This is a genomic window from Amycolatopsis sp. DSM 110486, assembly GCF_019468465.1.
Classification (GTDB): domain Bacteria; phylum Actinomycetota; class Actinomycetes; order Mycobacteriales; family Pseudonocardiaceae; genus Amycolatopsis.
The window spans coordinates 4,153,616-4,176,215 of record NZ_CP080519.1; the positions used below are offsets into that span (position 1 = coordinate 4,153,616).

Below are 22,600 nucleotides of genomic sequence, written 5' to 3' on the forward strand. Positions count from 1 at the left end.
GCCTGACCCCTCCCCCGTGAAAGGCCCCCGAATGTCGACCGTTCGCATCAACGCGCCGACCGGCGGTGGCACCGGCATACGCCCGGCCACCGCACGCATCCTGATCTTCGCCTTCCTGGGCACCCTGTTCGACGGCGCGGAGCTGAACCTCGTCGGCTATCCGCTCGCGTACCTGTCGGAAAGCCTGCACGTGAGCACCATCCAGATCGTGCAGGTGGCGACGCTGCAGGGCTTCGCCTCGATCGCCGGCGGCATCCTCGTCGGCTGGCTCGGCGACCTCTACGGCCGCCGCTGGACCTACACCGGTTCGGTCGTCGTGTTCGGCATCGCCGCGCTGCTCGGCGGGCTCGCGCCCAACTACGCGCTGTTCCTGCTCACGCGGCTGCTCGCCGGCGTCGGCATGGGTGGGCTCTTCGGCCTGTCGTACTCGATGTTCACCGAGGCGTGGAAGACGAGCAGGCGCGGCCTGATGGGCGGCTCGATCCAGTCGATGTACATCGTCGGGCAGATCGTGACCGAAGGCGTCATCTACTTCTGCATCGTCCAGTTCGGCACCGCGTCGGGCTGGCGCGCGGGCTACATCATCATCGGTGCCGTGACGCTGCTGATCGGTGTGCTGTCGGCGATCATGCTGCCGGAGTCGGAGCAGTGGCGGACCTACCAGCGGGAGCTGCGCGAGGGCCGCGTGCCCGAGGACAAGCGGCGCACCAAGGTGCCGATCTTGGACCTGTTCCGCAACGGCTACGCCGGCGGCACCATCCTGTTCATGGGCATCGCGACGGCGCTGTTCCTCACCACGAACTCGATGATCTCGTACCTGTCGACGTTCCTGATCAAGGTGGAGAAGGTGCCGCTCGGCACGGCCAGCCTGATCGTGCTGCTCAACCTCATCGTCACGGCGGTCACCTATCCGATGGCCGGCGCGCTGTCCGACAAGATCAAGCGCAAGTGGGCCATGTCCGTCGCCGGCGCGTTCGGCGTCATCGGCTTCGCCTGGTTCCTCATCCTCGTGGTGGGCCACAACGCGAAGATCGGGGCGAACTTCTGGGGCGCGCCGACGTTCTGGGCGCTGATGTTGTGCGCCGCGGGTGCCAGCGGCTTCGGCGTGCTCGGCGTGTGGATGGCCGAGTTCTTCCCCACGCGCGTGCGCTCCACCGGCTCGAACCTCAGCTACTACGCCGGCCGCGGACTGGGCGCGGGGCTGTTCCCGCTCATCGCGCTGTCGATCGCCGGCACGGTGCCGCTCGCGCTGGCGTTCGGCATCGTCGGCCCGGTCGCGGCGGCGGCGCTCGCTCTGGCCGCGCCCGACTCGACAGGGCGGCGGATCGAAGCCGTCGAGTAGGTCTTCAGCTGTGGTGCCTTGCCCGGTCCGTCGTCACTCGGCGGACCGGGCAAAACGCTGCCCTGCAAGGGATGGACGCTAGACCGGCTTGGTCGCGACCAGCTTGGCCACGGAGAACACACCGGCGGCCCGGGCCGCGTCGAGCGCGATCTTCGAGTCGTGGAAGAGATCGTTGCGGTCACCTTCGTAGGTGAGCCACTTGTCCCGCTCCTCCTCGGGCGTCGAGCCCCAGCACGGGCCGGACGGGAAGAGGTCGACCGCTTCGCGCACGTCGAACCCGGCGGAGACCAGCATGTCCCGGTACTGCTCGACGGTGGCGTGGTACGGGATGCAGAACCCGCGGTTGACCTCGGCCATGACCGCGTCGATCTGCTCGGGGCTGCGGTGTTCGCCCCACGGGCGCTGGATCCAGTCCACGGCGGCCAGGGTGCCGCCCGGGCGCAGCACCCGGAACGCGGCGTTGAAGAACGCCTGTTTGTCCGGAAGGTGGACCACCGACTCCTGGTAGGTGATGGCCGCGAACGCGGCGTCCGGCCACGCCCCGAGAGTCTGGTACTCGGTGTCGCCGACCGAGTGGAAGAAAGCCTTGTCCGCCAAGCCACGCGCCGCGGCCAGCCGCTGGGCTTTCGCCGTCAGCGCGTCGTTGTTCGAGATGCCGACGAACCGCGCGCCCGACATCTCCGCCATGTTGACCACCGCGCCGCCGACCCCGGAGCCGAAGTCGAGCACGAGATCGCCGGCGGTGATCCCGGCCGCGGCGACAAGCTGGCGCTGCATGTCCAGCGCGGCTTCCTCCGAGGACAGTCCCGCGTTGTGAGCGCGCTCGTCTCCGTGATGCCAGGCGTCCTGGGGCATCATCACGGCGTAGGCGTCGATGGCTGCGTTGTAATAGCCCCGCACGGTTTCTTCGACTCCGCCAGTGTTTGTCACTGAAGTCACTTCTGCACCCCTTCGGACCCGCCTGATGGCGCGGATGATGATGGCATCGGCCCCGGAACGCGTCCAGCCGCCAACCGGGCTGCGCGCCGGGCGCCGACTCGCGTGTGCGCGCCCGCGTACCCGCAGTACGTCGCCGTGTCGATGCGGTGTTCAGGTGAACCCGTTGATCCCGCAAGCACACTCAGACACAGCTTTTCGAGTCCGGATCGCCCCGTCAGCCGTAGCGGCGCGGTATTCATCCGTCTAATCTATCGACGGTTCTCTTGTCTGTCCGCCAACTGGAGGCGGCGGCATTGGGCCGAACGCGCGAAGCACGAATGAATGGTGAATACTGCGTCATGGTCGGAGCGAGTGTGTCGATGGCTGATTTGTCGATGTACACCCACCTCAGCGGACAACTCGAGCGGCTTTGCGAAGTAGTCGGTTTCGACGGCGCGGACGGCCGTCACCTGGGCTTATTGCGTGGCCTGCTGGGCCCGCAGGGAGAAAAAAGCCTGGCGACCCCGCCTGAATTCCCCTCGAATGTGGCGGATGACACAACTCCCATCGAATTCTCGCTCGCCTTCGACACCACGGGTGAATGCGTGGTGCGGGTCCTCGGCGAGACGGTCGGGTCGAGGAGCCCCCGCGAGTTCCTCGACGAAGTGGCCGGCGAATACGGCCTGGTCACCGACCGGCTCGACGCCGTGGCCGACCTGTTCCTGCCGCACGAGGAGCGGCAGGGGCCGTTCACGCTGTGGTACTCGCTGATCTTCCGGCCGGGCCGCGCGCCGAAGATCAAGGTCTACCTGAACCCGCAGATCAGCGGCCCGTCGATGGCCGATTCACTGGTCAGTGAAGGGCTGCGCCGGCTGAACATCGACGAGGCGTTCGATCCCATGATCGCGCACGCGCTGCGCCGCGGCGAGCGGGACAACTTCTCCTTCTTCGCGCTCGACCTCGACGACGATCCTCTCGCGCGGGTGAAGGTGTACGTGTCGCACGCGGCCGCGGATTCGGCCGACGCCGAGTTCGCGGCGGAGCTGGTGGCCGGTACCGACCCGCTGCTGATCCGCGAGTTCCTCGCCGTGCTGGGCGGCGGGAAAGGTCCGTTCGAAGACCGACCGTTGGTCTCCAGCTATTCCTTCGTGGAGGGATCGGGAGCCCGGCCGGCCAACTACAGCGTCTATCTTCCCATTCGCAGTTATGTGCCCGACGATGAAGTGGCCCGCGCCCGCGCGCACGCCGTTCTCGCGCAGTACGGCTTCGACGGGACAAAACTGGACAAAGCCCTGGCAGCGGTTTCGCAGCGCCCACTGCGGGACGGGGTCGGGCTGATCGCACACGTCTCTCTGAGAATGGGGGAATTCGGCTCGGGAATCACCGTATACCTGTCGTCTGAGGCTTATCAGGTTCTGCCGGCGCGAAAGAGACCGGTCCTCGGACCGGTCTCGTGACTGCGGTAGTTTTTCACCGACACCAGACAGTGGAGGAAATACCTGATGCGGACCTTCCCGCCCTACCGTGCCCAGGTTGTCTCGGAAATCCCGGTGACCACCCGTGCCGAGCGTGAGCGCGCGCTCGCCGCGGCCGGCTACAACGCGTTCAACCTGCCGGCCAACATGGTCTCGATCGACCTGCTCACGGACTCGGGAACCGGCGCGGTCTCCGCGAGACAGGAGGCGGCGGCAGCGGCGGCGGATCGCTCCTACGCGGGCTCCGAGTCGTTCTTCCGCTTCCGTGAGGCGCTGAGCGAGCTCACGCACTACCCCCACCTCCTGCCGGTGCACCAGGGCCGTGCGGCCGAGCGCGTGCTGTTCACGAACGTGCTGGGGCCGGGCAAGATCTCGGTGAGCAACACCCACTTCGACACCACGCGCGCCAACGTCGAGCTGCTCGGCGCCGAGGCCCGCGACCTGCCGTGCGCGGAGTTCGGCGACCTCGACAGCCTGGAACCGTTCAAGGGCAACATCAACCTCGACGTCCTGGAACAGCTGCTGACCGGCCCCGACGCCGGGCGCGTCGGCCAGGTGCTCGTCACGATCACCAACAACGGTGGCGGCGGCCAGCCCGTGTCGATGGCGAACCTGACCGCCGCGAGCCGCCTGGCCCGCGCGCACGGCGTGCCGATCTTCCTCGACGCCGCGCGGTTCGCGGAGAACGCCTGGCTCGTGGTGCAGCGTGAGGAGGGCTACGCGGGCAAGACGCCGCGCGAGGTGGCCGAGGAGGCGTTCGCCCTCGTCGACGGCTGTGTGGCCAGCCTCAAGAAGGACGGCATCTCGCCGATGGGCGCGTTCATCGGTCTGCGCGATCCCGAGCTCGCGCAGCGCTGCGAGGCGCTCCTCATCGCCACCGAAGGGTTCCGCACGTACGGCGGCCTCGGCGCCCACGATCTCGACCGCCTCGCCCAGGGCCTGCGGGAGGTGCTCGACCCGAATTACCTGGAGGCCCGGGCGGCCGAGGCCGCGCGGCTGGCGCAGCTCGCGAACGAGTCGGGCGTGGACATCGTGCAGCCGCCGGGCATCCACGCGCTGTACCTCAACGCCGGCCGCCTGCTGTCGCACCTGCCGGCGAGCCGGTTCCCGGGCCACTCGCTGGCGTGCGAGCTCTACCTCGCGGGCGGGATCCGTTGTGCGGAACTGGGTTCGCTCTACATCGGCGAGCTTGACGAGAACAACGAGCTGGTGACGCCGGCGCCGTTCGAGCTCGTCCGCTTGGCGCTGCCGCGCCGGACCTACTCCCGGGGTCACTACGACTACGTCGCCGAGATCCTGGGCGACATCGCGAAGAACCCGGAAAGCGTGCCGGGCTACCGGATCGTCGAGGCGCCGAAGATCCTGCGGCACTTCAACCTGACGATGGCACCGGTCGTCTGATCTGTCCACAATGGAGGGTCGCTTCCCCTGGGGAGTGACCCTCCATTGTGTTGGCTTCACGCGGGCTGCGGAACCACCGTCATCGCGTGCTTCACGAGGCGGATCAACGCGATCTTGCTCGAGTCCCGCTGCCGTGCGTCGCACATGACGATCGGCACGCGATCGGGCACGACCAGCGCTTCGCGGATCTCGTCCGCGGTGTAGCGCGGCGCGTTGTCGAAGCAGTTCACCGCCACGATGAACGGGATCCGCCGGCGCTCGAAGAAGTCGACGGCCGCGAAGCTCGTCTCCAGGCGGCGCGTGTCCGCGAGCACGATGGTCCCGATCGCGCCGCGCGCGAGGTCGTCCCACATGAACCAGAAGCGTTCCTGGCCGGGCGTGCCGAACAGGTACAGCACGTGGCGCGGTGAGATCGTGATCCGGCCGAAGTCGAGTGCGACCGTGGTGGTCTTCTTGCGCTCCACGCCGGACAGGTCGTCGATGCCGTGGCTCGCCTCGGTCAGCACCTCCTCGGTGGACAGCGGCGGGATTTCGCTGACCGAGCCGACCATGGTGGTCTTCCCGGCGCCGAACCCGCCGGCGATGATGATCTTGACCGGCGTCGGGACAGAGTCGACGCCCTTGCCGTCAGAGCTTGATGAGGCCATCGAGAACCGCCTGGAGAGTTTCGTGGTCCGGCGCCTGGGCCGGCTGGTGGGACGGGGACCTCGTGATGACGAGGCCGCGTTCGATCAGGTCGCCGCACAGCACCCGGACGACACCGAGGGGCAGCTTCACGTACACGGCGATCTCCGCGACCGACAGCGGCCGCCGGCACAGCCGGATGATCGCCAGGTGCTCCGGGCCGAGACCGGCCGGCTCCTGTTCCGATTGCAGGGTCATCACCTGCGTGGACACGTCGAGCTGCGCGCCTTCGGACGGCGTGCGGCCACTGGTGATCGTGTAGGGCCGGACCAGCGGCCCGGCGGCCTCGTCGTACCAGTTGTCGTCGGTCATTCCGCCTCCGCGGGAAGAAGTACGTCGGCGGCGGTCACGTGGCCTCCCTGAGCATGGTCGCGGCTTCCCGCGGCGCCGAGGCGAGGTAGTCGCCGACGCGCTTGACCAGCCGGTTCATCTCGTAGGCGATCATCTCCACGTCCACATCGGCGCCGGCCAGCACCGCGAGGCACGCGCCCTGGCCGGCCGCCGACACGAAGAGGTACCCGCCCTCCATCTCGATCATGTTCTGCAGCACGGGACCCCGGTTGAACTGCCGGCTCACCCCCTTGGCGAGGCTCTGCAGGCTGGACGCGATCGCCGACAACTGGTCGGAGTCGTCCTTGCTCATGCCGTTCGACTTGCCGAGCAGCAACCCATCGGCGGACAGCACGATGGCGTTCTGCGCGCCGACGACGCGGTGGACGACATCGTCGAGGAGCCAGTTGAGGTCGGGTTTGGAGTTCCCGTACTCGTTCATGCGGAGAGACCTTGACTTTCCTGTGTGGACTTTCCTGTGTGCTGTCGCGGACTAGGCATCGTCGGTGCCGCCACGGGCGCGGCGGGTGCCCTTGTGGAACGCCATCAGCGTGCGGGCCGTGGCTTCGCCGGTGCCCGCGACGTCGACGTCCTGGTCACCCAGGTCGTCCTGCTGCAGCTGTTCGACGAGGTTCTGCTGCGGCTGCCGCCGGGGCAGCCGGGGCCGGTCGTCGCCCACCAGCAGGCTCTGATCGGGCTCGCGGGCCGGTTCCGCAGCCGCGGCCACCGGTACGTGGACCGGAGCCGGCGGTTGTGACTGCAGGGGCTCCGGTTGCTCGCCCGGGGTGTACGCGCGAGCCGGATACGGCCTCGGCTTGGCGTCTCGCCTCATCGGGATCTGGCCGGTGAACGAGTTGGTGGATTCCATGACACGCGGTGAGCTCTCCAGTGCCGGTCGTGCGGCACCGCCCACCGGCTCCAGCACCCCGGCTAGCTCGTGCGGGGCCTCGGACCGGAACTCGGCGTTGCCGACGGCGTCGACCGACTCGTTGCCGGCCAGGTGTTGGGACGGGATCAGCACGGTGGCGCGCGTGCCGCCGTACCGGGACGGGTCGAACGTGACGGTGATGTCGAGCCGCGAAGCGAGGCGCGCGACCACGAACAGGCCGAGGCTGGAGTCGGCCCGCAGCGCCATGGCGTCGAACTCGGGGGCGTCGGCCATCATCGCGTTGGCCCAGTCGCGTACCGCTTCCTTCATGCCGAGGCCCTGGTCGGACACGTCGACGACGACGCCGCGCGCGACCATGCGGCTGGTCACCTCGACCGGCGAGCCGGGCGGGGAGAACGACGTGGCGTTGTCCACGAGCTCGGCGATCAGGTGGATGGCGTCGGCCACGGCCGAACCGACGATCGACACGTCGGGCACCTGCTCCACCTGCACCCGCGAGTACTGCTCGGTCTCGGAGACGGCCGCGCGCAGCACTTCCATGAGCGACACCGGCTTGCGCCAGCGCCGGCCCGGCTGCTTGCCGCCGAGGATGATCAGGTTCTCCGTGGTGCGGCGCGCACGGGCGGCGAGGTGGTCGAGCTGGAACAGCGACGCCAGCTGCGTCGAGTTCTCTTCGCGGCTTTCCATCTCGTCGAGGATCTGCAGCTGCCGGTGCACGAGCACCTGGTTGCGGTGCGCGATGCCGAGGAACACGTTGTGCACACCGCTTCGCGCCTTCGCCTCGCTCGCGGCCGCGTTGACGGCGGTCAGCTGGGCGGCGTTGAAGGCCTCGGCCACCTGGCCGATCTCGTCGAGGCCGTGGTCGAGCTGGGGCAGCTCGGCACCGACGTCCACGGCCTCGCCGTTCTTGAGCCGGTTGACGATGCCGGGGAGGCGGTTGCGGGCGAGGTCGAGCGAGTCGCTGCGCAGGCGCTCGAGCCGCGTCATCAGGGTGCGGTCGACGAGCGAGCGGGACACCCGAACGGCGATGATGATCGCGACCAGCGAGGCGATCAGGGCCGCGATACTGCCGATGATCGCGTTGCGCAGCTGCGAGTCGCCGGACTCGATGGCGGCGTTGGACACTTCGTCGCCCTGGGCGATCGTCAGCTGGGTGAGGCTGTTCGAGACCTGGCCGGTGAGGGTCTGCCAGTCGGCCGCCGAGACCGGCACCGTGCCCCGGTCCTCCGGCGTCCACGGGCCGTGCTTCACCAGCGCGCCCTCCGCGTCGGTGAGCTGTTTCCAGCCCGGGCTCGTCACGAGGGCCTGGTAGTCGTTGCGCACCGCGGGCTCGAGGAACGGCGCGATCTGGCTGACCTGAGTGCGGTAGAAGCCCGTCAGCTGCGTGAACTGCACGAAGTCGTCGGGTGCGAAGGTGCCGCTCGCGAGCGCGCTGGTCACCAGCGACGTCTCGCGCGACATCAGGTCGGTCGCGCGGAACAGCGAGGTCGCGGAGATCGCGCCCTGCACGGCCGTCGCGTCGGGCACGATGCGGGCCTGGGTGTCGAACAGCGTCGACGCCGTGTCGAGCACGCCGTTGAAGTAGGTGTTCACCTGCGCGCGGCCGATGGTGCGGAAGTTGATCTGCGAACGCAGCACCGGCAGCTGGTCGAGCTGGGTCTTCAGCGCGGTGACCTTGTCGGCGATCTCGGCGGGCGCGCTCGAGATGGTGGACGCGAAGGCGTCCTGCATGCCCTTGAGCTTCTCGTCGTTGCTCTTCTGCAGCTGCTGCAGCTCGCCGTTCCCCGCGTTGGGGGTGTCGAGGAACTGCAGCGCGACCTGGCGCTCCTGCTGCAGTGACGACAGCGCCTGGATCGCGGGGATCGACACCTCACGCACCGAGACGGCGACGAGGCGCACGTACAGGCCGTTGATGAAAAAGTACGACGAGACCGCGGCCACCAGCACCAGCAGCGTGATGCTCGGGATCAGAACGGTTCTGGTCAGCCTTTTCCGGATCGACTTGTCGTACGCCTTGCCGGACTCATCTTTGTTCTCCACGACGATTCACGAACTCCTGAGTCACAGTCGGCGAAAAGCCGGAAGCCGGCAGGGGAAGCGGACCCGACGGTAGGACCGGGGCGGCCGTCGTCACGAGTCCTCGACTCACCCTTCGTTTCACCACGGAACAGATCAGGGTCCGTTTTTTACCATGAACCGGGCCATCGTGGTGCCACTGATCGGGCGCTCGACCTGCCGATGAGTGGCCCAACGTGACCTGTCACGTCGCGTGATGGGCCGATTACCGGCATTTCTCGTGGTGATGACCTCGGCAGGCAACCTCTTGGACGTGTGCTGAGCTGAACGGGTGAATACGAAATCCGGGGGAAGGTGGCGAATCCCACTGGCCGGGTAGTCGCCGAATTGATTTGTCGACAGGCGAGGGGGCGGTGTTCGAGCCTTCGGCGGGCCGGGCCGGTCAGTGTCCTGTCCGGATTGGTTCGGCCGGAAGCCACGCCTGCATCAGGGCTGCGTATCGCCTTGAGTGGACCAGCAGCTCGGCGTGGCTGCCGAGCAGGGTCTCGCGCCCGTCGAGCACGAGCACGTGGCGCGCCCGCACGGCGGACGACAGGCGGTGCGCGATCACGACCAGCGTGCCGCCGCGCTCGGTGAAGGCGCGCTCGGCGCGGGACTCGGCAGCGGGGTCCAAAGTGGACGTCGCTTCGTCGAGGACGACGATGCGCGCCGCGCTCGCGTGGACGCGGGCGAGGGCGATGAGCTGGGCCTCTCCGCCGGAGAGGCCTTCGGCTTCGTGGCAGAGCTCGGCATCGAGGCCGCCGAGGCGGGCGAGCAGCTCTTCGGCGCCGACGGCTTGGGCGGCGGCGCGGAGGTGCTCGTCCGACGCGGTGGGAGCGAACAGGCCGAGGTTGTCACGCAGTGTGCCCGCGAAGACGTAGGCCTGCTGGGGGATGAGCGCGATGAGCTCGTGCCGGTTGGCGGCTTCGGCCACGGGCACGCCGCCGAGCAGCACCTGGCCGGCCTGGGGCGTGAGCAGCCCCGTGAGCAGGCCCGCGAGTGTCGACTTGCCGATCCCGCTCGGGCCGACGACAGCGAGGTGGTCGCCCGCGCGCAGGTGGAGGTCCAGTCCACGCACCACGGGTTCGGGTGCGGCGCCCCAGCGGAAGGTGAGGCCGCAGACTCTCAGGTCGGTGCTGTGAGCTTCTTCGGTTTTCCGTTTCGCCGGCGGCACCTCGGCGGTCTCGGCCAGCCGCTTGAGCGCCACGATCAGCCTGAGCACGACGGTGCCCGCGGTGGCGGCCAGCCCTCGCAGCGCCGGCTGCATCGTCGTCGCCAGGTAGACCAATGCGCCCAGTGCCGCTCCGGCCGTCAGCTCGCCCGTCTCGACCAACCCGGGCGCGACCGCCAAGCTCGCGATCAACGGAACGAACGCCCCGAGCGAGATCACCAACGACCTCGCCGCCCCGGAATGTGCGACTCTCACGGCGGCTTCGGCCTGCTTCTCGACGGCGTCGTACACCGCCAACGCCGCCCCCGGCTCGGCCCCACACGCCACGACGTCCCGCATCCCGCCGAGCACGGTGCCGGTGGTCTCGGCGGTCCGCTCGTCGGCCAGCACGAGCGCCCGCTGCCTGCGTGCGAGCGACGGCAGCAGCGCCGCGAACACCGCGATCGCGATCGCCACGGGCACCGCCACCGGGAGGACGAGCTGCCCCGCGACGGTCACCAGTCCCGCGATGGCCGCCGCCGTCGTCACGACCATCGCGCGCGCCTGCACGAGCAGTCCCGCCGTGGCGTCCCGCACCACCTCCACGTGCTGCGTGATCCTCGCGACGCCACTCGCGTCGGCCGCGTTCCGCGGCGGGTTGGGGTCGTGCAGCACCCCGCGGACCACGGCCGTCACCAGCGCGTCCCGCAGCGGCTCCACCACCTGCCCGAGCTGCCGCCACACCAACCGCGACCCGAACGCCCCGGCCAGCGCCGCCACCCCGAACAACGCGAGGTAGCCGATCCCGGCCTTCGGCGCCCCCACCGCGAACCCCCGGTCGACGGCCAGCTCGACCAACCGCCCGGAGAAGAACGCCGGCGCACCTTCCAGCGCGGAGCACGCCAGGAGGACCAGCCCGCCGCGCCATTGCCGCAGGAGGGTCGCGCGGTAGAGGTGACTGACGCTCATCCCGCCTCCTCCGTGAACACGGCGCGGTACTGCGGGTCCTGCCACAGGACGGCGTGCGGGGCGACGGCTCTGACGTGGCCGTCTTCGAGCCAGACGACAGCGTCGGCGCGGGAGGCGAGGGCGGCGCGGTGCGTGACGACCACCAGGGTTCTCGCGGGGAGGTCGGCGAGGACGGACTGTTCGGTGACGGTGTCGAGGCTGGCGGTGGCGTCGTCGAGGAGGAGCACGCGCGGGTTGTGCACGATGGCCCGCGCGAGGCCCACGCGCGCGGCCTCCCCGCCCGACAGCGGGGTTTCGGCGAGCGGCGTGTGGTAGCCGCGGGGGAGGCGGGTGATGACGTCGTGGATGCGGGCCGTGCGGCAGGCCGCGCGGACGGCCGTGTCGCCGGCCCAGCTGCCGTAGCCCACGGCGTCGGCGACGGTGGCGCCGAGCAGGTGCGGCCGGGCGAAGCCGTAGCCGACCACGGCGCGGAGCTCCTCGGGGCGCAGGGTGGTGAGGTCGCGGCCGTCGAGGTGGGCTTGGCCTGCATCGGGGGAGGTGAGGCCGCCGAGAAGACTGACCACAGTGGACTTCCCGGAGCCGGATTTCCCTACGATGGCGGTGAATGTGCCGCCGGGGATGGTGAGCGTGGTGGGGTGCAGGGCGCCTTGGACGGTGGCGTTGTGGAGGGTGAGCGTCCCGTTGCCGGGCAGGAGGCCGAGCTTGCCGCGTTCGGGGGTAGGGACGTCGAGCACCTCGGCGACGCGCTGGGCGCAACCGCGGGCCCGCGAAACGGTGGTGAGCAACGGGATTTGCGTCACGAGCCCCATGCCGAGCGCGACGTAGCCGAGGGCGGCGAGCACGTCGCCGACCGTCAGCCGGTGTTCGAGCACCCCGAACCCCGCCGCGGTGAGCGCCGCCAGCTCCACGGCCGGCAACAGCAACGCGGCGCGCCACACCATCTTCGCCTGCGTCCGCCACATCCCGCGCCCGGCAAGACTCAGGCGCGGCAACGGTTTCAGCACGCGCTCGGCTTCCCGGTCCGCGGTGCCGGACGCGGCGATCGTGGCCAGGCCGGTGGTGGCGTCGAGCAGCCGCGCCGCGAGCTCGCCGGAGACGCGCTGATAGGTGAGGACGTCGTCGGCGGTGTTCTTGAGGTGCGACCTGGCGAGGAGGAGCGCCACGGGGATGCTGCCGAGGAACACGAGCGCGAGCCGCCAGTCGAGGACCGCGAGCAGCACGATGGCCCCGACGGAGATCACCGCCGCGGACACCAGCTGCACCACGACCGGCACGATGCTGCCCGCCCCCACGGCGTCCCCGGCCATCCGGCTCACCGCATCCCCTTCGGCGAACGGGGTTTTCGTCTTCTGCGCAAGCAGCCGGTCGATCATCCTGCGCCGCAGCCACGCGCCGGCGCCACTGGTGACCCTGACGACGACCACCCCGCCGACCACGTCGGCCACGATCTCGGCCCCACCGACGACGACCAGCCAGACGACCTGCTTCGCCGCGCCACTGCCGCTGATCACGGCATCGGTGGCTGCCGCCAACGCCCCGGGCAACAACAAACTCGCCCCCACTGCGACGAGCCCGACCACGGCGAGGACCCCCACCCGCCAGGGGTCTCTCCTCGCGACTTCCCCCAAGAGCCGATCCCCGGGTGCTGCCGGTTTCGCCGCCTTCCTTGCCTTTCGCCCGCGCCTTGCCATGGGCTCCGGCAAGTCGGAAGGCGGTTCGGCAACTTGCCGCACAGCTCCGCCGGATGCCGGTCGCGTTCGTGTCGCTCGGCCGCGGCTTGCCGTCGGTTGCGGTAGGTCGTCGTGCGGAGTGGCAACTTGCCGTTCCGAGGGGGCGCTTGCCGGTGATGGGGCGGGCGTCGGGCGGTGATGTGCCGTGGGTTGTGGCAAGGCGGAGGGGGTTGTGGCAACTTGCCACTCGGGACCCGCGCTTGCCGAATCGGGGTGGGATGCGCCGACGGGGCTGGTGGTGGGCACCGCGTCGACGGGACCGTCGGAAGGTGCTCCGTACCCGGGCATCTCACTCCTCGTCAAACGAGCCCAACCAGCCCAACCTGCCGCCCATCGCGCGGCAGATCCCAGCGAACCCGGTGACCAACCCGCGGCACCGGGGCAGAATGGTGAGGCGGGAGCGGCGCACTTGGCCTGCGCCGCTCCCGCACCCGGTCCGTGACGCCCCGACGCAAGGCACCCGAGAGCACCACAGCACCCGAGAGCGCCGGGCACCCGAGAGCACCGAGGCACCCCAGAACGCCGAAGCGCCCGAGAGCACCCAATCGCCGAAAGACCGTCAGAAGGTCGACAAGGATCGAAGGGTCAGTAGGTCAGCTAACTCAGTGGCAGGTCAGCAGGCTGAGCGTGCTGTGCGCGCACGACGCCAGCAGGCTCAGGTTGCTCGGCGCCCCGTGGCCGTGACCGTGGCCGCCGCCGTGGCCTTCGAGGGCTTCGGGGGCTTCCAGGGCCTGCAGGTCGAGAACCAGTTCCATGGTGATCCCTTCTCGTGTTCTTCCGCCGGCCATCAGCGGCCGGAGGTGTGGGGGGACGGCGTGGCGCCCAGGAAAGGCAGCACCTCCGAGCCGTCCAGCAGGGCCGACAGCGCGAGCAGCACGCCCGCGCTCCCGGTGGTGACGTCGGTCGACAGCCGCAGCAGCTGGTTGCCAGGGAAGGCCAAGCCGCCGCGGAACGGGATGGCGTGCCAGGCCAGGCGCGCCAGGTGCAGGTCGATGGCCGAGCGAACCCGCTCCGAGGGCGAAGCGGCGAACGACAGCGCCGCCAGCAGACCCGCGCGGCCGTGCAGCAGGCCGGGCTGGATCACGAACTCGCCGCGGCACGCCTCGCGCAGCGCGGGCAGACTCGAACACGCCAAAGCGGAAGGCGAAACCCGCGCCAGCTGCTCCAGCACCATCAAGATCCCCGCGCTGCCGATCCCCGCATACGGCAGCGTCCGACGCTCACCGTCGCGGACTTGCAGGGAGCCGTCGTCCGCCGTGGCGCATTCTTCGAGGTCGCGGCGCAGCGCTTGGTCCGCGAACGACAGCCACGCGGGCTCACCGGTCCGCTCGTACAGCCGGATGAACAGCAACGCCGGCCCCGACCACCCGCTCAACAGGCCCGCCCGCGCGAACTTCCCCGGCGGCGCGGCCGTCTCCAACGTCTCGGCCAGTCGCACCGCGGTCGCCAACGCCTGCCGCCCGTACTCGTTGTCGCCGCGCGAAGTCGCGAAGTGGAGCTGCGTCAAGGCAATCCCGGCGAGCCCGCCCTCGAAGGCGTGGTCGGTGGTCTGGTCCACCAGAGCCCGGGACGCGGCCAGCACTGCCGAAGCCGCGTCGCGGTGGCCGAAGTGCTCGAGCACGTACGCGATCCCGTGGCTGCCGTCGAAGAACCCAGGCCGCGCGGGCGGTTCGCGGCGCACGGCGTCGAGCAGCCACTGCTCGTGCTCAGGGAACCGCCCGGCTCCGGCCACGTCCAGCGCCCACAGCACACCTGCCGCGCCGAAGCCGAAACACGCGCCGCCCACCCGGAACTGCTCGATGTCGCCCGGGAACAACCGGTCCAGTCGCGACGGGGTGGCCGAAGCCAGCACACCCTCCACGACCTGCTTGCGCACCAGCGTCCAGTCGGGCCGCTCCTCGTCGAGCTCGGTTAGACCGCCGACCCGGTCGTCGCCCAGCACCCGCACCAGCTCGTCCGCGTACCCGTCGGCCAGCCCGAACCGCCGCTGCGCGAACTCCGCGGCACCCCGCAGCTTCGCCGGCGCCAGCTCCAGCAGCGTCGCCAACGGCAGGAACAGCCACAGCCGCAGCATCGCCAGCGCGTACCGGTCGATGTCGAACCCGTGCCGGTCGGCCGGCGCGCGGAATCCGGGCGCTCCCAACGCCGGCCGCGAGCCCGAAGCGACGTCGAACGCCATCTCGAAGTCGATCAGCGACACCGTGTCGTCGTCGGCCACCAGCACGTTCAGCGCGTGCAGGTCACCGAACACCACCCCGCGTTCGTGCAGGTCGGCGACGATCCGCTCCACCTGCGCGAGCACCCCCAGCGCCCGGTCGCGGTACGCCAGCAGGTCGGCCTCGGTGCTGTCGCGGCGTGTGAGCGGGTAGTGCAGTGCGAGCCAGCTGCCCAGCGATGTCCCAGGCATCCGCTGCATCGCCAGGTAGTGGTGCTCCCACACGGTGAAGCGCTCGTACGCGTCCGGAACGCCCGGAACGTCCGCCAGCCGCTGGAGAACCTCGTGTTCGCGCTCCAATCGTTCGACGGCGTCGACCAGCTCGCGGTCCAGCCCGGCGTGGGGCCGGGCCTCCTTCAGCACGACCTCCGCCCCGTCCGCCCTGCGCTCGGCGACGTACACGCCGCCGCCGTTGGAGAAGTGCAGGGAGCTCGTCACGCGGTAGGGGAACTGCCCCGGATCGCCGCCTTTGCGCGCGGCGAGGCTCGCGTCCAGGCACACCGGAATCTTCACCCAATCGGGTACCGAGAAAACGGGCTCGCGCCGGTCGGGCACGGGTGTACCGTCGGGTTTGCGGATCGCGAGCACCCGTGTGCCGTCGTGTTCCACCCATTGTTCGGCGAATCCGCCATAACGTACGTATAACGGCCCGGATTCGTACCGAAGGTCGCTGAGTACATAAGCGCCGTGTTCGCCAGTCAGCCGCTCGGAAAGATCTTGAAGAACCCGTGTCAGTTCGCGCTCGTCGAGCGGATAAAGCGTGATCAACTTGCCGCTTCCGTCGCGAGGTGCATATTTCGAATTCCGCGCCAGCAGGATGGTCCGGGACTGCAGGTGCTTGAACGCCACGCGACGGTCCACGCAGTACTCGTGCACTGCCGCCAGCACGCGGTCCGCATTGTCCATTCCGGCCGAAACGTGGACCTTCCAGCCCTGTTCGGGCAGGTCAACGCCCTGCGGGTGCAGCACGCGCCAGATGCCGCGCGTGCCCACCGTCCACATCGGTCCCGGCGCCGGCAGCCCGGCGGCGAAGTCGTCGGCGGGCGCTCCGGTTTCGCGTTGTTCGTCGAAGAACAGCGGATCCGCGAAGCAGAACGCTTCATACCGCATGTCCATGAAACCGCACCCTCCGCGTACTTCCGCACTCCCTGACGAGGAATATTCCCGCACGCCGGAGGTGTAAAGGCCAATCCGCCAACCCGGGGGTTCGGCTGGGCTGATCAGGGTAGACAGAAGTGCCGCCGAAGTCCGAAACCGGGGACCCTGTGTGATTTCACGGATTACTCGACCACTCGGTCGTGGTGTAACACCCGGCTCGTCGCATTGTTCATGCAGGTCCGGCGAAGTGCGGCATACTCTGCCGATCGTTACCGATCCGACCACAGTCACGGCCGAATGGCTTCGTGGCGGCGGTTACGTGCCGCGTGGGGGTCGGCCTACTTTTGGCCGGATCAGTAACTGTACCGTGAAATTGGCAGAATGCCATCAACGGATTCCGGTGCCCGATTTCGACGGCAGCGTGGAGCTGGGGGACGGCTCAGTCCACAGGAGACCGACGGTCGTGGCGCCGGCCACGTCGGCGGCCCTCGGCGAACAGCCCCGGAAACGCCAGCGGGTACGTTGTGGCCAGCGCGGCAGAAGGAGGAACGGGTGATTCTCGGTTTCGCGGTGGCGGTGGCGGTGTGCGCACTGCTGGTCGCGCTGTGGAGCTTCCTGCAGGCCGCGCGAAAACGCCTGCCGGACACCCCGCTGCTCGTCGCGCTCGGTGTGGTCGAGGTGCTGCTGATCGCCCAGCTCGTGGTCGGCATCGTGCTGCTCGCGAGCGGTGAGAAGCCCGGCAGCCTCGCCACGTTCCTGGCCTACCTGATCGGCTGCCTGGTCGTGCTGCCGGTCGGCGCGGTGTGGGCGCTGGCCGAGCGGAGCCGGTCGAGCACGGTCGTGCTCGGCATCGCCTGCCTGGCCATCCCGGTGATGGTGCTGCGACTGAACGAGGTGTGGAGTGGAGCAAGCGCGTAAGACGGCCACGGGCCCGGGCCGGGTGCTGGTCGCGGTGTACGCGATCTTCGCGCTGGCCGCGACCTCGCGCGCCGGCGTCCAGATCGGCACGAAGTTCCACGAAGCGCCGCTGGCCTACGTGCTCTCGGCCTTCGCCGCCGTCGTCTACCTCCTCGCGACCTTCGCCCTCGCCAAAGGCGGCGAACGCTGGTGGCGCGTCGCGCTCGTGGCCTGCAGCGTCGAGTTCCTCGGGGTGCTGACGATCGGCACCCTCAGCATCTTCGACCGCCAGGCCTTCCCCGACGCCACGGTGTGGTCGGTCTACGGCCAGGGTTACGTCTTCATCCCGCTCGTGCTGCCGCTGGTCGGCCTGTACTGGCTGTGGCGGACGGCCCCCCAGCGAGTCTCGGCCTGAGCTGCGGAAACGCGGTTTCCCCGGCTACTTTCGCCGGTTCCGGCACCCGGACAAATCCCCTGATGATCAGGGCCGCTTCGGGTCCCAGACCGCCTCGACCAGGCGACCGGGAAGGGTCCGCACCGCTTCGTGGTTGTCACCCAAGAGAACCCGTAGCGGAACGAGGAGACCATGGCCCAACCCACGCAGAAGATCCCCGGCCCCGACCACCCGATCACGGTCGAGGTCAACCTGGCGCGCGTGCTCGTGAAGCTGGGCGACACGGTCATCGCCGACACGACCCGGGCGCAGGTGCTGCGCGAGTCCACCTACCCGGCGGTGCAGTACATCCCGCGTGAGGACGTCGACTTCGCAGCCCTCGCGCGGACCGAGCACCACACGTACTGCCCGTACAAGGGCAACGCGTCCTACTACTCTCTGACCCCGGCCGGCTCCGCGGGCGACAACGCCGTCTGGACGTACGAGGAGCCCTACGACGCGGTGTCCCCGATCAGGGACCACCTCGCGTTCTACGCGGACCGCGTCTCGATCGAGGAACTGCCCGCCTGACCCACGAAAAAAAGCCGGGCGCGCCCCGAGAAAACGGAGCGCGCCCGGCAACAGAACTCAGCGGGTGACGGTCAGCTGAGCCGACCCCGTCACGCCACCGCTGGTCACCGAGATCGTCACGGTGCCCGCGCGGCGAGCCGTGACCTTCCCCGTCACAGCGTCCACCGAAGCGACGCGAGTGTCGCTCGACGACCACACGTGCGAAGCCGGATCGGCGATCGGCATGGTGGCCGTGGGGAGGTTGTCCCCGCCGACCTCGGCGCCCGTGGCGGAAGCACTGACCGAAGCACCGACCCGCAGCGAAGCAGCGGGCACCGTCACCGCGATCGACGACAGCACCGGCTCCACCGAGAACTGCACGTCACCACGAGCGGTGTGCAGCAGCACGAAGTGGTAGATGCCGCCCTCGTCCGAAGGCGCGTACGCCGGCATGCCGAGGTCCGCGATCGTCAGCTGCGGGATACCGCCGGCGGCCGGCGACGTCGGGTTGCCCAGCGGGTCGATGACCTGATCGGCGAACCCGCGCGCGTGGCCGTAGACCATCACCACGTGCTTGTCCGGGTGCGTCTGCTGGTAGCGCTGCACCAGCCGCACGTACATGCGCGCTTCCCACCGGTCGCTGAACTGGCTGTTGGCCACCGGGTGCGGGTCGTACGCCGGCATGTGCGTGGTCACCAGCACGGTCTGCGACGAGGCGTCCGTGAGCTGCTTGACCAGCCACGGGTACTGCGCCTCGGCGGGCGACTGGAACGCGTCCGACGACTGCAGGCTGCCGTGCGCGTTGTCGGTGACGATCACCTGCGCGTCGCCGGCCTTGTACTGGTAGTGCGTGGCGCCGAAGACCTGGGCGAAGTTGCCGTTCTCCGGCAGCACGCCCTGGCTGATCTCGTGGTTGCCCACCACGTCGTGGTACGGCACGCCCAGCGCGGCGATCTTCTGCTGCGCGTACTGCAGGTCGGCGACCGCGCCGTCGTCCGACATGTCACCCAGTGCCTGCACCGAAGACGGCCGTGCCTGTGAAGGCAACGTCGGCAGCCGGCCCTTGATGGTGTCCATGACGTTCGAAGAAGCCGAACCCGGGTCGCTCGCCACCATGTGCGCGTCGTCGCCCAGCAGCATCGTCGAGCCCGAACGCGAGAAGTCCGCGGCGTTCTCCGAGAACTTCAGCCACGACGGGTTCTGCGGAATCGCCTGGTACGGCGGCGTGACCAGCGGACGCGGTGAGTACAGCGCCTGCAGACCGCTCACGTTCAGCGTGCCCGACGTCGTCTGGCTCGGGTTGATCGTGAGGAAGTCGACGAAGCTGATCCGCAGCGGGAAGTTCAGCCCCGGCGGCAGCGTCGCGATGGCCAGGCGCCAGTCCTGCCACGTCACCGTGGTCGGGTACAGCGTGGTGGTGGCACCGTCGATGCCGATGTACGACTCGGCCAGCTGGATGCCGGTGCCGTCGCCCTTCACCCACACGCCGATGCCGGTCGGGTTCTGACCGCTGGTGTTGGCGCCGGCCGTGATCGTGGACTTCGGCGACAGCACGAGCTGCTTCACGCCGGAGCCCGCGGGCATCGTGTACGTCAGCTGCGTCGAGGCCGAAGCCGTCGATCCCGGCGGGACGACGCCCGGCGCGGCGACCATCGTGGCCGGCTGGCCCGTGGTGTTGCGCAGGCTCCACGCGGCCGGGTCGCTGAAGTCGTTGAGCTCCTGCGACACGCTGCCGATGGCCACGGTCGCGGTCGCTGTGGCGCCGCCGACCTTCGCCGTCACCTTCTCCAGGCCCGAGTTCACCGCGTCCGCCGTGAAGACACCGGACTTGTCGACGCTGCCGAGCGACGCGTCGCTCACCGACCACGAAGCCGCGGCGGCGGGGATGGCGACCGCGGTGCCCGTGGACGTCGAGCCGGACAAGGTGAACGTCTGCGTGCCACCGTTGTTCAGTTCCGGGTCGGTGGGGGAGATCTGCAACGACCCGAGCCGGTCGACGACCCGCAGCGGCTGCACGGAGACCGCGATGCCCGCGCGGGCGATCAGCACGCCGGTGCCCGCGTGGCCCGCGGTGAACTGGCCGTCCTTCCACGAACCGAGCGTCGAGGGCACGACCTGCACGGACGCCTTCTCGCGCGCGGGGTTGCCGAGCGAGTCGAGGCCGAACGCGGGGACCGGCACGGTCGCGCCGGGCACCGTGTCCACGCCCTTGCCGCCGTTCACGACCATCGTGCGCGCGAAGCCGGGGGCCTGCTCGGTCGAGTAGAGGAACAGGCCGTTGGCGACGGGCCGCTCGTGGCCGTCCGACGGGTTGTTCATCACCGAAACGGCGGGGTCACCCGGCTTGCGGGCGGCCATCTCGGTGGAGCCGCCGCCGTCGAAGAGCACGGCGTTGTACGCGCCGTGGGCCACCATGTAGCCCGCGACCTGCGCCGGCGTAACGCCCAGTGCCGCGCTCGCACCGAGGCGCCCGTCGAGCGTGGCGATGATCGTGTGCTTGCCGTCCTTGCTCACGCCGACCACGGTCTCGGGGTTGACGCCGCCCGGCGGGTTGCCGGTCGGGTCGTTGTAGACCGCGCCGTCGCGCACCAGCATGGTCGAGCCGGACAGCAGCTGCTTGAGGCCGCCGGTGTCGGCCGTGACCGACACCGAGTCTCCACTGTGGACAGTGGTCGACAGCCACGTGCCGCCCGCGCCGCCGCCGAGGAGGCCGAGCTGGCCCTTCGCCAGGGCCGGCGCCGCGGTGACGCCCGTCTGCACGGAGTCGACGACGAACGTGCCCGTCTTCGTCTCGTGCCCGAGCGCGAGCGTGCTCGCCGGGAGAGCCGTCGCGCCGCCGAGGTCGGGGGTGATCTCGGTGATGCCGCCGGACGCGACGTCGTTGACAACGTTGACAGAGGTCAGGGGAGTGCTCGTGGCACCGTCGGTGACCGAGCCGGAGAACGTCTGCGGGCCGAGCACCATCGTGCCGTCGGCGCGCACGCCGAGCTGCGCGTTGAAGTTCGGGCGCGGGCTCTTGAGTAGCTTGCCGTTCGTGATCACACCGCCGAGCGGGCGGCCGCTGGCGTTGATCTCGAAGAAGTCGCCGTTGACGCCGGCCACCGCGTGGGTGCGGGCGGCCATCGAGCTCACCGTCTCGTCGGCCGGGTTGGTGATCACGTCGCCGGCTTCGACCACGCCGAGGCGTACGTTCGGGTCACCGAGGTTCACGTCGAGCACCTGGGTGTGCTGGCGGCCGCCGACGGTGTCGTAGGTCTCGGAGTACTGGGTCACGCCGCGCGTGACGGTCACCGGCGTCGTCTTCGTCTGGTCGACGACGAGGCTCCAGTTCGTGGGAGTGGCCGGCAGCCACGGCTTCGGTGTCGCCGCCTCCGCCGTTCCGGCGGCCCCGGAGGTGACCACGCTTCCCGCGAGCAGCGCGGCGACCACCGCGCTGCTTCTTCGACTGCGTTTCAAGACAGCTCCTCGCTCGGGTGCACCGGGATGTGCGCACGTCACCCCAGCACTGCCCGGTGAAAACAAGATGTCGCGCCGTCGGCGACGAGGGATGCGGCAGGGAACGGGCGGCTCCGATTCGGGCGAAACGCCGCGTGGGTTGCACCACACGAGCGGGGGTAGCCGTGAGAAGCCCCGCTACGCGCTGGTGTTGCCTAGGTCATAACGTTGATACGGGAATGCTCTAGCGCGGATACGAGTTCAGCTGTAACGTTGGTACCAATCGAGCGAAACGACGATACGGAGACTGAGATGACCAGCAACGAGACCACGCAGCGTGTCGCGATCGTGACCGGCGGGTCGGGCGGAATCGGCCGGGTCGTGGCCGAGCGCCTGGCCAAGGACGGCATGCAGGTGCTGGTGCACTACTCGGGCAACCCGCAGCGCGCCGACGAGGTCGTGGCCGCGATCACCGCCGCCGGCGGCACCGCGAGCTCGGCGCAGGCCGACGTGGCGGACGAGGCCCAGGTCGAGGCCCTGTTCGACACCGCGGAGCAGCGTTACGGCGGGGTCGACGTGGTCGTGCACACCGCCGGGATCATGCTCCTGGCCCCGCTGACCGAGCTCAAGCTCGACGACCTGGACCGCATGCACCGCGTCAACATCCGCGGCACCTTCGTGGTCGACCAGCAGGCCGCCCGCCGGCTGCGCTCCGGCGGCGCCCTGATCAACTTCTCGACGTCGGTGACCAAGCTGGCGCTGAACAACTACACCGCCTACGCCGCTTCCAAGGGCGCGGTCGACGCGATCACCCTGATCCTGGCCCGCGAGCTGCGCGGACGTGACATCACCGTCAACGCCGTGGCCCCCGGCCCCACCGCCACCGCGCTGTTCCTCGAAGGCAAGCCGCAGGAAGTCATCGACCGCCTCGCCAAGGTCCCGCCGCTCGAGCGCCTCGCCGTGCCCGAAGACGTCGCCGAAGCCGTCGCCTTCCTCGCCGGCCCGGCCCGCTGGGTCAACGGCCAGGTCATCTACGCCAACGGCGGAGCCATCTGAGCTCGCCGCTCAC

At 69.6% G+C, this 22,600-nt stretch carries 17 protein-coding genes; 7 read left to right on the forward strand and 10 right to left on the reverse strand.

The window, feature by feature from the left end; translation table 11 throughout:
* Positions 1-31 precede the first annotated feature (31 nt).
* Positions 32-1,342 (forward strand): MFS transporter, encoded by a 1,311-nt coding sequence (locus K1T34_RS20175; RefSeq protein ID WP_220245789.1) that lies wholly within the window; start codon positions 32-34, stop codon positions 1,340-1,342.
* 78 nt (positions 1,343-1,420) lie between these two features.
* On the opposite strand, the gene K1T34_RS20180 is transcribed toward K1T34_RS20175, so the two are convergent.
* Positions 1,421-2,281, reverse strand: coding sequence for a cyclopropane-fatty-acyl-phospholipid synthase family protein (locus K1T34_RS20180; RefSeq protein ID WP_220245790.1), 861 nt, complete (start codon positions 2,279-2,281; stop codon positions 1,421-1,423).
* Between the two features lie 374 nt (positions 2,282-2,655).
* Here K1T34_RS20180 and K1T34_RS20185 point away from each other — a divergent pair, with 374 nt between their 5' ends.
* Together K1T34_RS20185 and K1T34_RS20190 are read left to right on the forward strand one after the other, a co-directional pair.
* The gene (locus K1T34_RS20185; protein ID WP_255638604.1) at positions 2,656-3,717 is read left to right on the forward strand and encodes a tryptophan dimethylallyltransferase family protein; all 1,062 of its coding nucleotides are present in this window, start codon (positions 2,656-2,658) and stop codon (positions 3,715-3,717) included.
* 45 nt (positions 3,718-3,762) lie between these two features.
* Positions 3,763-5,136: a tryptophanase gene (locus tag K1T34_RS20190; protein ID WP_220245792.1), complete on the forward strand. Its 1,374-nt coding sequence runs from the start codon at positions 3,763-3,765 to the stop codon at positions 5,134-5,136.
* A gap of 56 nt (positions 5,137-5,192) precedes the next feature.
* Here the strand turns inward: K1T34_RS20190 and K1T34_RS20195 are convergent, their stop codons facing one another.
* The 8 genes from K1T34_RS20195 to lanKC all read right to left on the reverse strand — a co-directional run bounded on the left by K1T34_RS20195 (position 5,193) and on the right by lanKC (position 16,274).
* Complete coding sequence (locus tag K1T34_RS20195; protein ID WP_220245793.1) at positions 5,193-5,783, reverse strand: ATP/GTP-binding protein; 591 nt, start codon at positions 5,781-5,783, stop codon at positions 5,193-5,195.
* Positions 5,764-6,132, reverse strand: a complete 369-nt coding sequence (locus K1T34_RS20200; RefSeq protein ID WP_220245794.1) for a DUF742 domain-containing protein — start codon at positions 6,130-6,132, stop codon at positions 5,764-5,766. The genes K1T34_RS20195 and K1T34_RS20200 overlap by 20 nt, the downstream gene beginning before the upstream one ends.
* A gap of 34 nt (positions 6,133-6,166) precedes the next feature.
* A complete protein-coding gene (locus K1T34_RS20205; RefSeq protein WP_220245795.1) occupies positions 6,167-6,592 on the reverse strand; it encodes a roadblock/LC7 domain-containing protein in 426 nt (141 codons plus the stop codon).
* 51 nt (positions 6,593-6,643) lie between these two features.
* On the reverse strand, positions 6,644-9,079 hold the full coding sequence (locus K1T34_RS20210) for a nitrate- and nitrite sensing domain-containing protein (protein ID WP_220245796.1): 2,436 nt from the start codon (positions 9,077-9,079) through the stop codon (positions 6,644-6,646).
* Positions 9,080-9,497: 418 nt separating this feature from the next.
* The gene (locus tag K1T34_RS20215; RefSeq protein ID WP_220245797.1) at positions 9,498-11,213 is read right to left on the reverse strand and encodes an ABC transporter ATP-binding protein; all 1,716 of its coding nucleotides are present in this window, start codon (positions 11,211-11,213) and stop codon (positions 9,498-9,500) included.
* Positions 11,210-12,904, reverse strand: a complete 1,695-nt coding sequence (locus K1T34_RS20220) for an ABC transporter ATP-binding protein (protein WP_220245798.1) — start codon at positions 12,902-12,904, stop codon at positions 11,210-11,212. Before K1T34_RS20220 ends, K1T34_RS20215 begins: the two co-directional genes overlap by 4 nt.
* Positions 12,905-13,545: 641 nt before the next feature.
* The gene (locus K1T34_RS20225) at positions 13,546-13,698 is read right to left on the reverse strand and encodes a SapB/AmfS family lanthipeptide (protein WP_220245799.1); all 153 of its coding nucleotides are present in this window, start codon (positions 13,696-13,698) and stop codon (positions 13,546-13,548) included.
* Between the two features lie 32 nt (positions 13,699-13,730).
* Positions 13,731-16,274, reverse strand: coding sequence for a class III lanthionine synthetase LanKC (gene lanKC, locus K1T34_RS20230; protein ID WP_220245800.1), 2,544 nt, complete (start codon positions 16,272-16,274; stop codon positions 13,731-13,733).
* Positions 16,275-16,808: 534 nt separating this feature from the next.
* Between lanKC and K1T34_RS20235 the strand changes: the two genes are divergently transcribed.
* The 3 genes from K1T34_RS20235 to K1T34_RS20245 all read left to right on the forward strand — a co-directional run bounded on the left by K1T34_RS20235 (position 16,809) and on the right by K1T34_RS20245 (position 18,117).
* Positions 16,809-17,174 carry a hypothetical protein gene (locus K1T34_RS20235; protein ID WP_220245801.1) on the forward strand — a complete coding sequence of 122 codons (366 nt, stop codon included), beginning with the start codon at positions 16,809-16,811 and terminating at the stop codon, positions 17,172-17,174.
* Between the two features lie 22 nt (positions 17,175-17,196).
* Positions 17,197-17,568 carry a hypothetical protein gene (locus K1T34_RS20240; protein ID WP_304504328.1) on the forward strand — a complete coding sequence of 124 codons (372 nt, stop codon included), beginning with the start codon at positions 17,197-17,199 and terminating at the stop codon, positions 17,566-17,568.
* A 171-nt stretch (positions 17,569-17,739) separates the two neighbouring features.
* Entirely contained in the window at positions 17,740-18,117 is a 378-nt protein-coding gene (locus K1T34_RS20245; protein ID WP_220245803.1) for a DUF427 domain-containing protein, read from the forward strand.
* A gap of 57 nt (positions 18,118-18,174) precedes the next feature.
* Here the strand turns inward: K1T34_RS20245 and K1T34_RS20250 are convergent, their stop codons facing one another.
* Entirely contained in the window at positions 18,175-21,552 is a 3,378-nt protein-coding gene (locus tag K1T34_RS20250) for a phosphodiester glycosidase family protein (RefSeq protein ID WP_220245804.1), read from the reverse strand.
* Between the two features lie 291 nt (positions 21,553-21,843).
* Here K1T34_RS20250 and K1T34_RS20255 point away from each other — a divergent pair, with 291 nt between their 5' ends.
* Positions 21,844-22,587, forward strand: a complete 744-nt coding sequence (locus tag K1T34_RS20255; protein ID WP_220245805.1) for an SDR family oxidoreductase — start codon at positions 21,844-21,846, stop codon at positions 22,585-22,587.
* Positions 22,588-22,600 lie beyond the last annotated feature (13 nt).

Bases quoted from the DNA above. Each gene is read 5' to 3' on its own strand.
- K1T34_RS20205 (WP_220245795.1), bottom strand. From the start codon at position 6,592: ATGAACGAGTACGGGAACTCCAAACCCGACCTCAACTGGCTCCTCGAC.
- K1T34_RS20185 (WP_255638604.1), top strand. From the start codon at position 2,656: ATGTACACCCACCTCAGCGGACAACTCGAGCGGCTTTGCGAAGTAGTC.
- K1T34_RS20200 (WP_220245794.1), bottom strand. From the start codon at position 6,132: ATGACCGACGACAACTGGTACGACGAGGCCGCCGGGCCGCTGGTCCGG.
- K1T34_RS20175 (WP_220245789.1), top strand. From the start codon at position 32: ATGTCGACCGTTCGCATCAACGCGCCGACCGGCGGTGGCACCGGCATA.
- K1T34_RS20215 (WP_220245797.1), bottom strand. From the start codon at position 11,213: ATGAGCGTCAGTCACCTCTACCGCGCGACCCTCCTGCGGCAATGGCGC.
- K1T34_RS20245 (WP_220245803.1), top strand. From the start codon at position 17,740: ATGGCCCAACCCACGCAGAAGATCCCCGGCCCCGACCACCCGATCACG.
- lanKC (WP_220245800.1), bottom strand. From the start codon at position 16,274: ATGGACATGCGGTATGAAGCGTTCTGCTTCGCGGATCCGCTGTTCTTC.
- K1T34_RS20225 (WP_220245799.1), bottom strand. From the start codon at position 13,698: ATGGAACTGGTTCTCGACCTGCAGGCCCTGGAAGCCCCCGAAGCCCTC.
- K1T34_RS20190 (WP_220245792.1), top strand. From the start codon at position 3,763: ATGCGGACCTTCCCGCCCTACCGTGCCCAGGTTGTCTCGGAAATCCCG.
- K1T34_RS20255 (WP_220245805.1), top strand. From the start codon at position 21,844: ATGACCAGCAACGAGACCACGCAGCGTGTCGCGATCGTGACCGGCGGG.
- K1T34_RS20220 (WP_220245798.1), bottom strand. From the start codon at position 12,904: ATGGCAAGGCGCGGGCGAAAGGCAAGGAAGGCGGCGAAACCGGCAGCA.
- K1T34_RS20195 (WP_220245793.1), bottom strand. From the start codon at position 5,783: ATGGCCTCATCAAGCTCTGACGGCAAGGGCGTCGACTCTGTCCCGACG.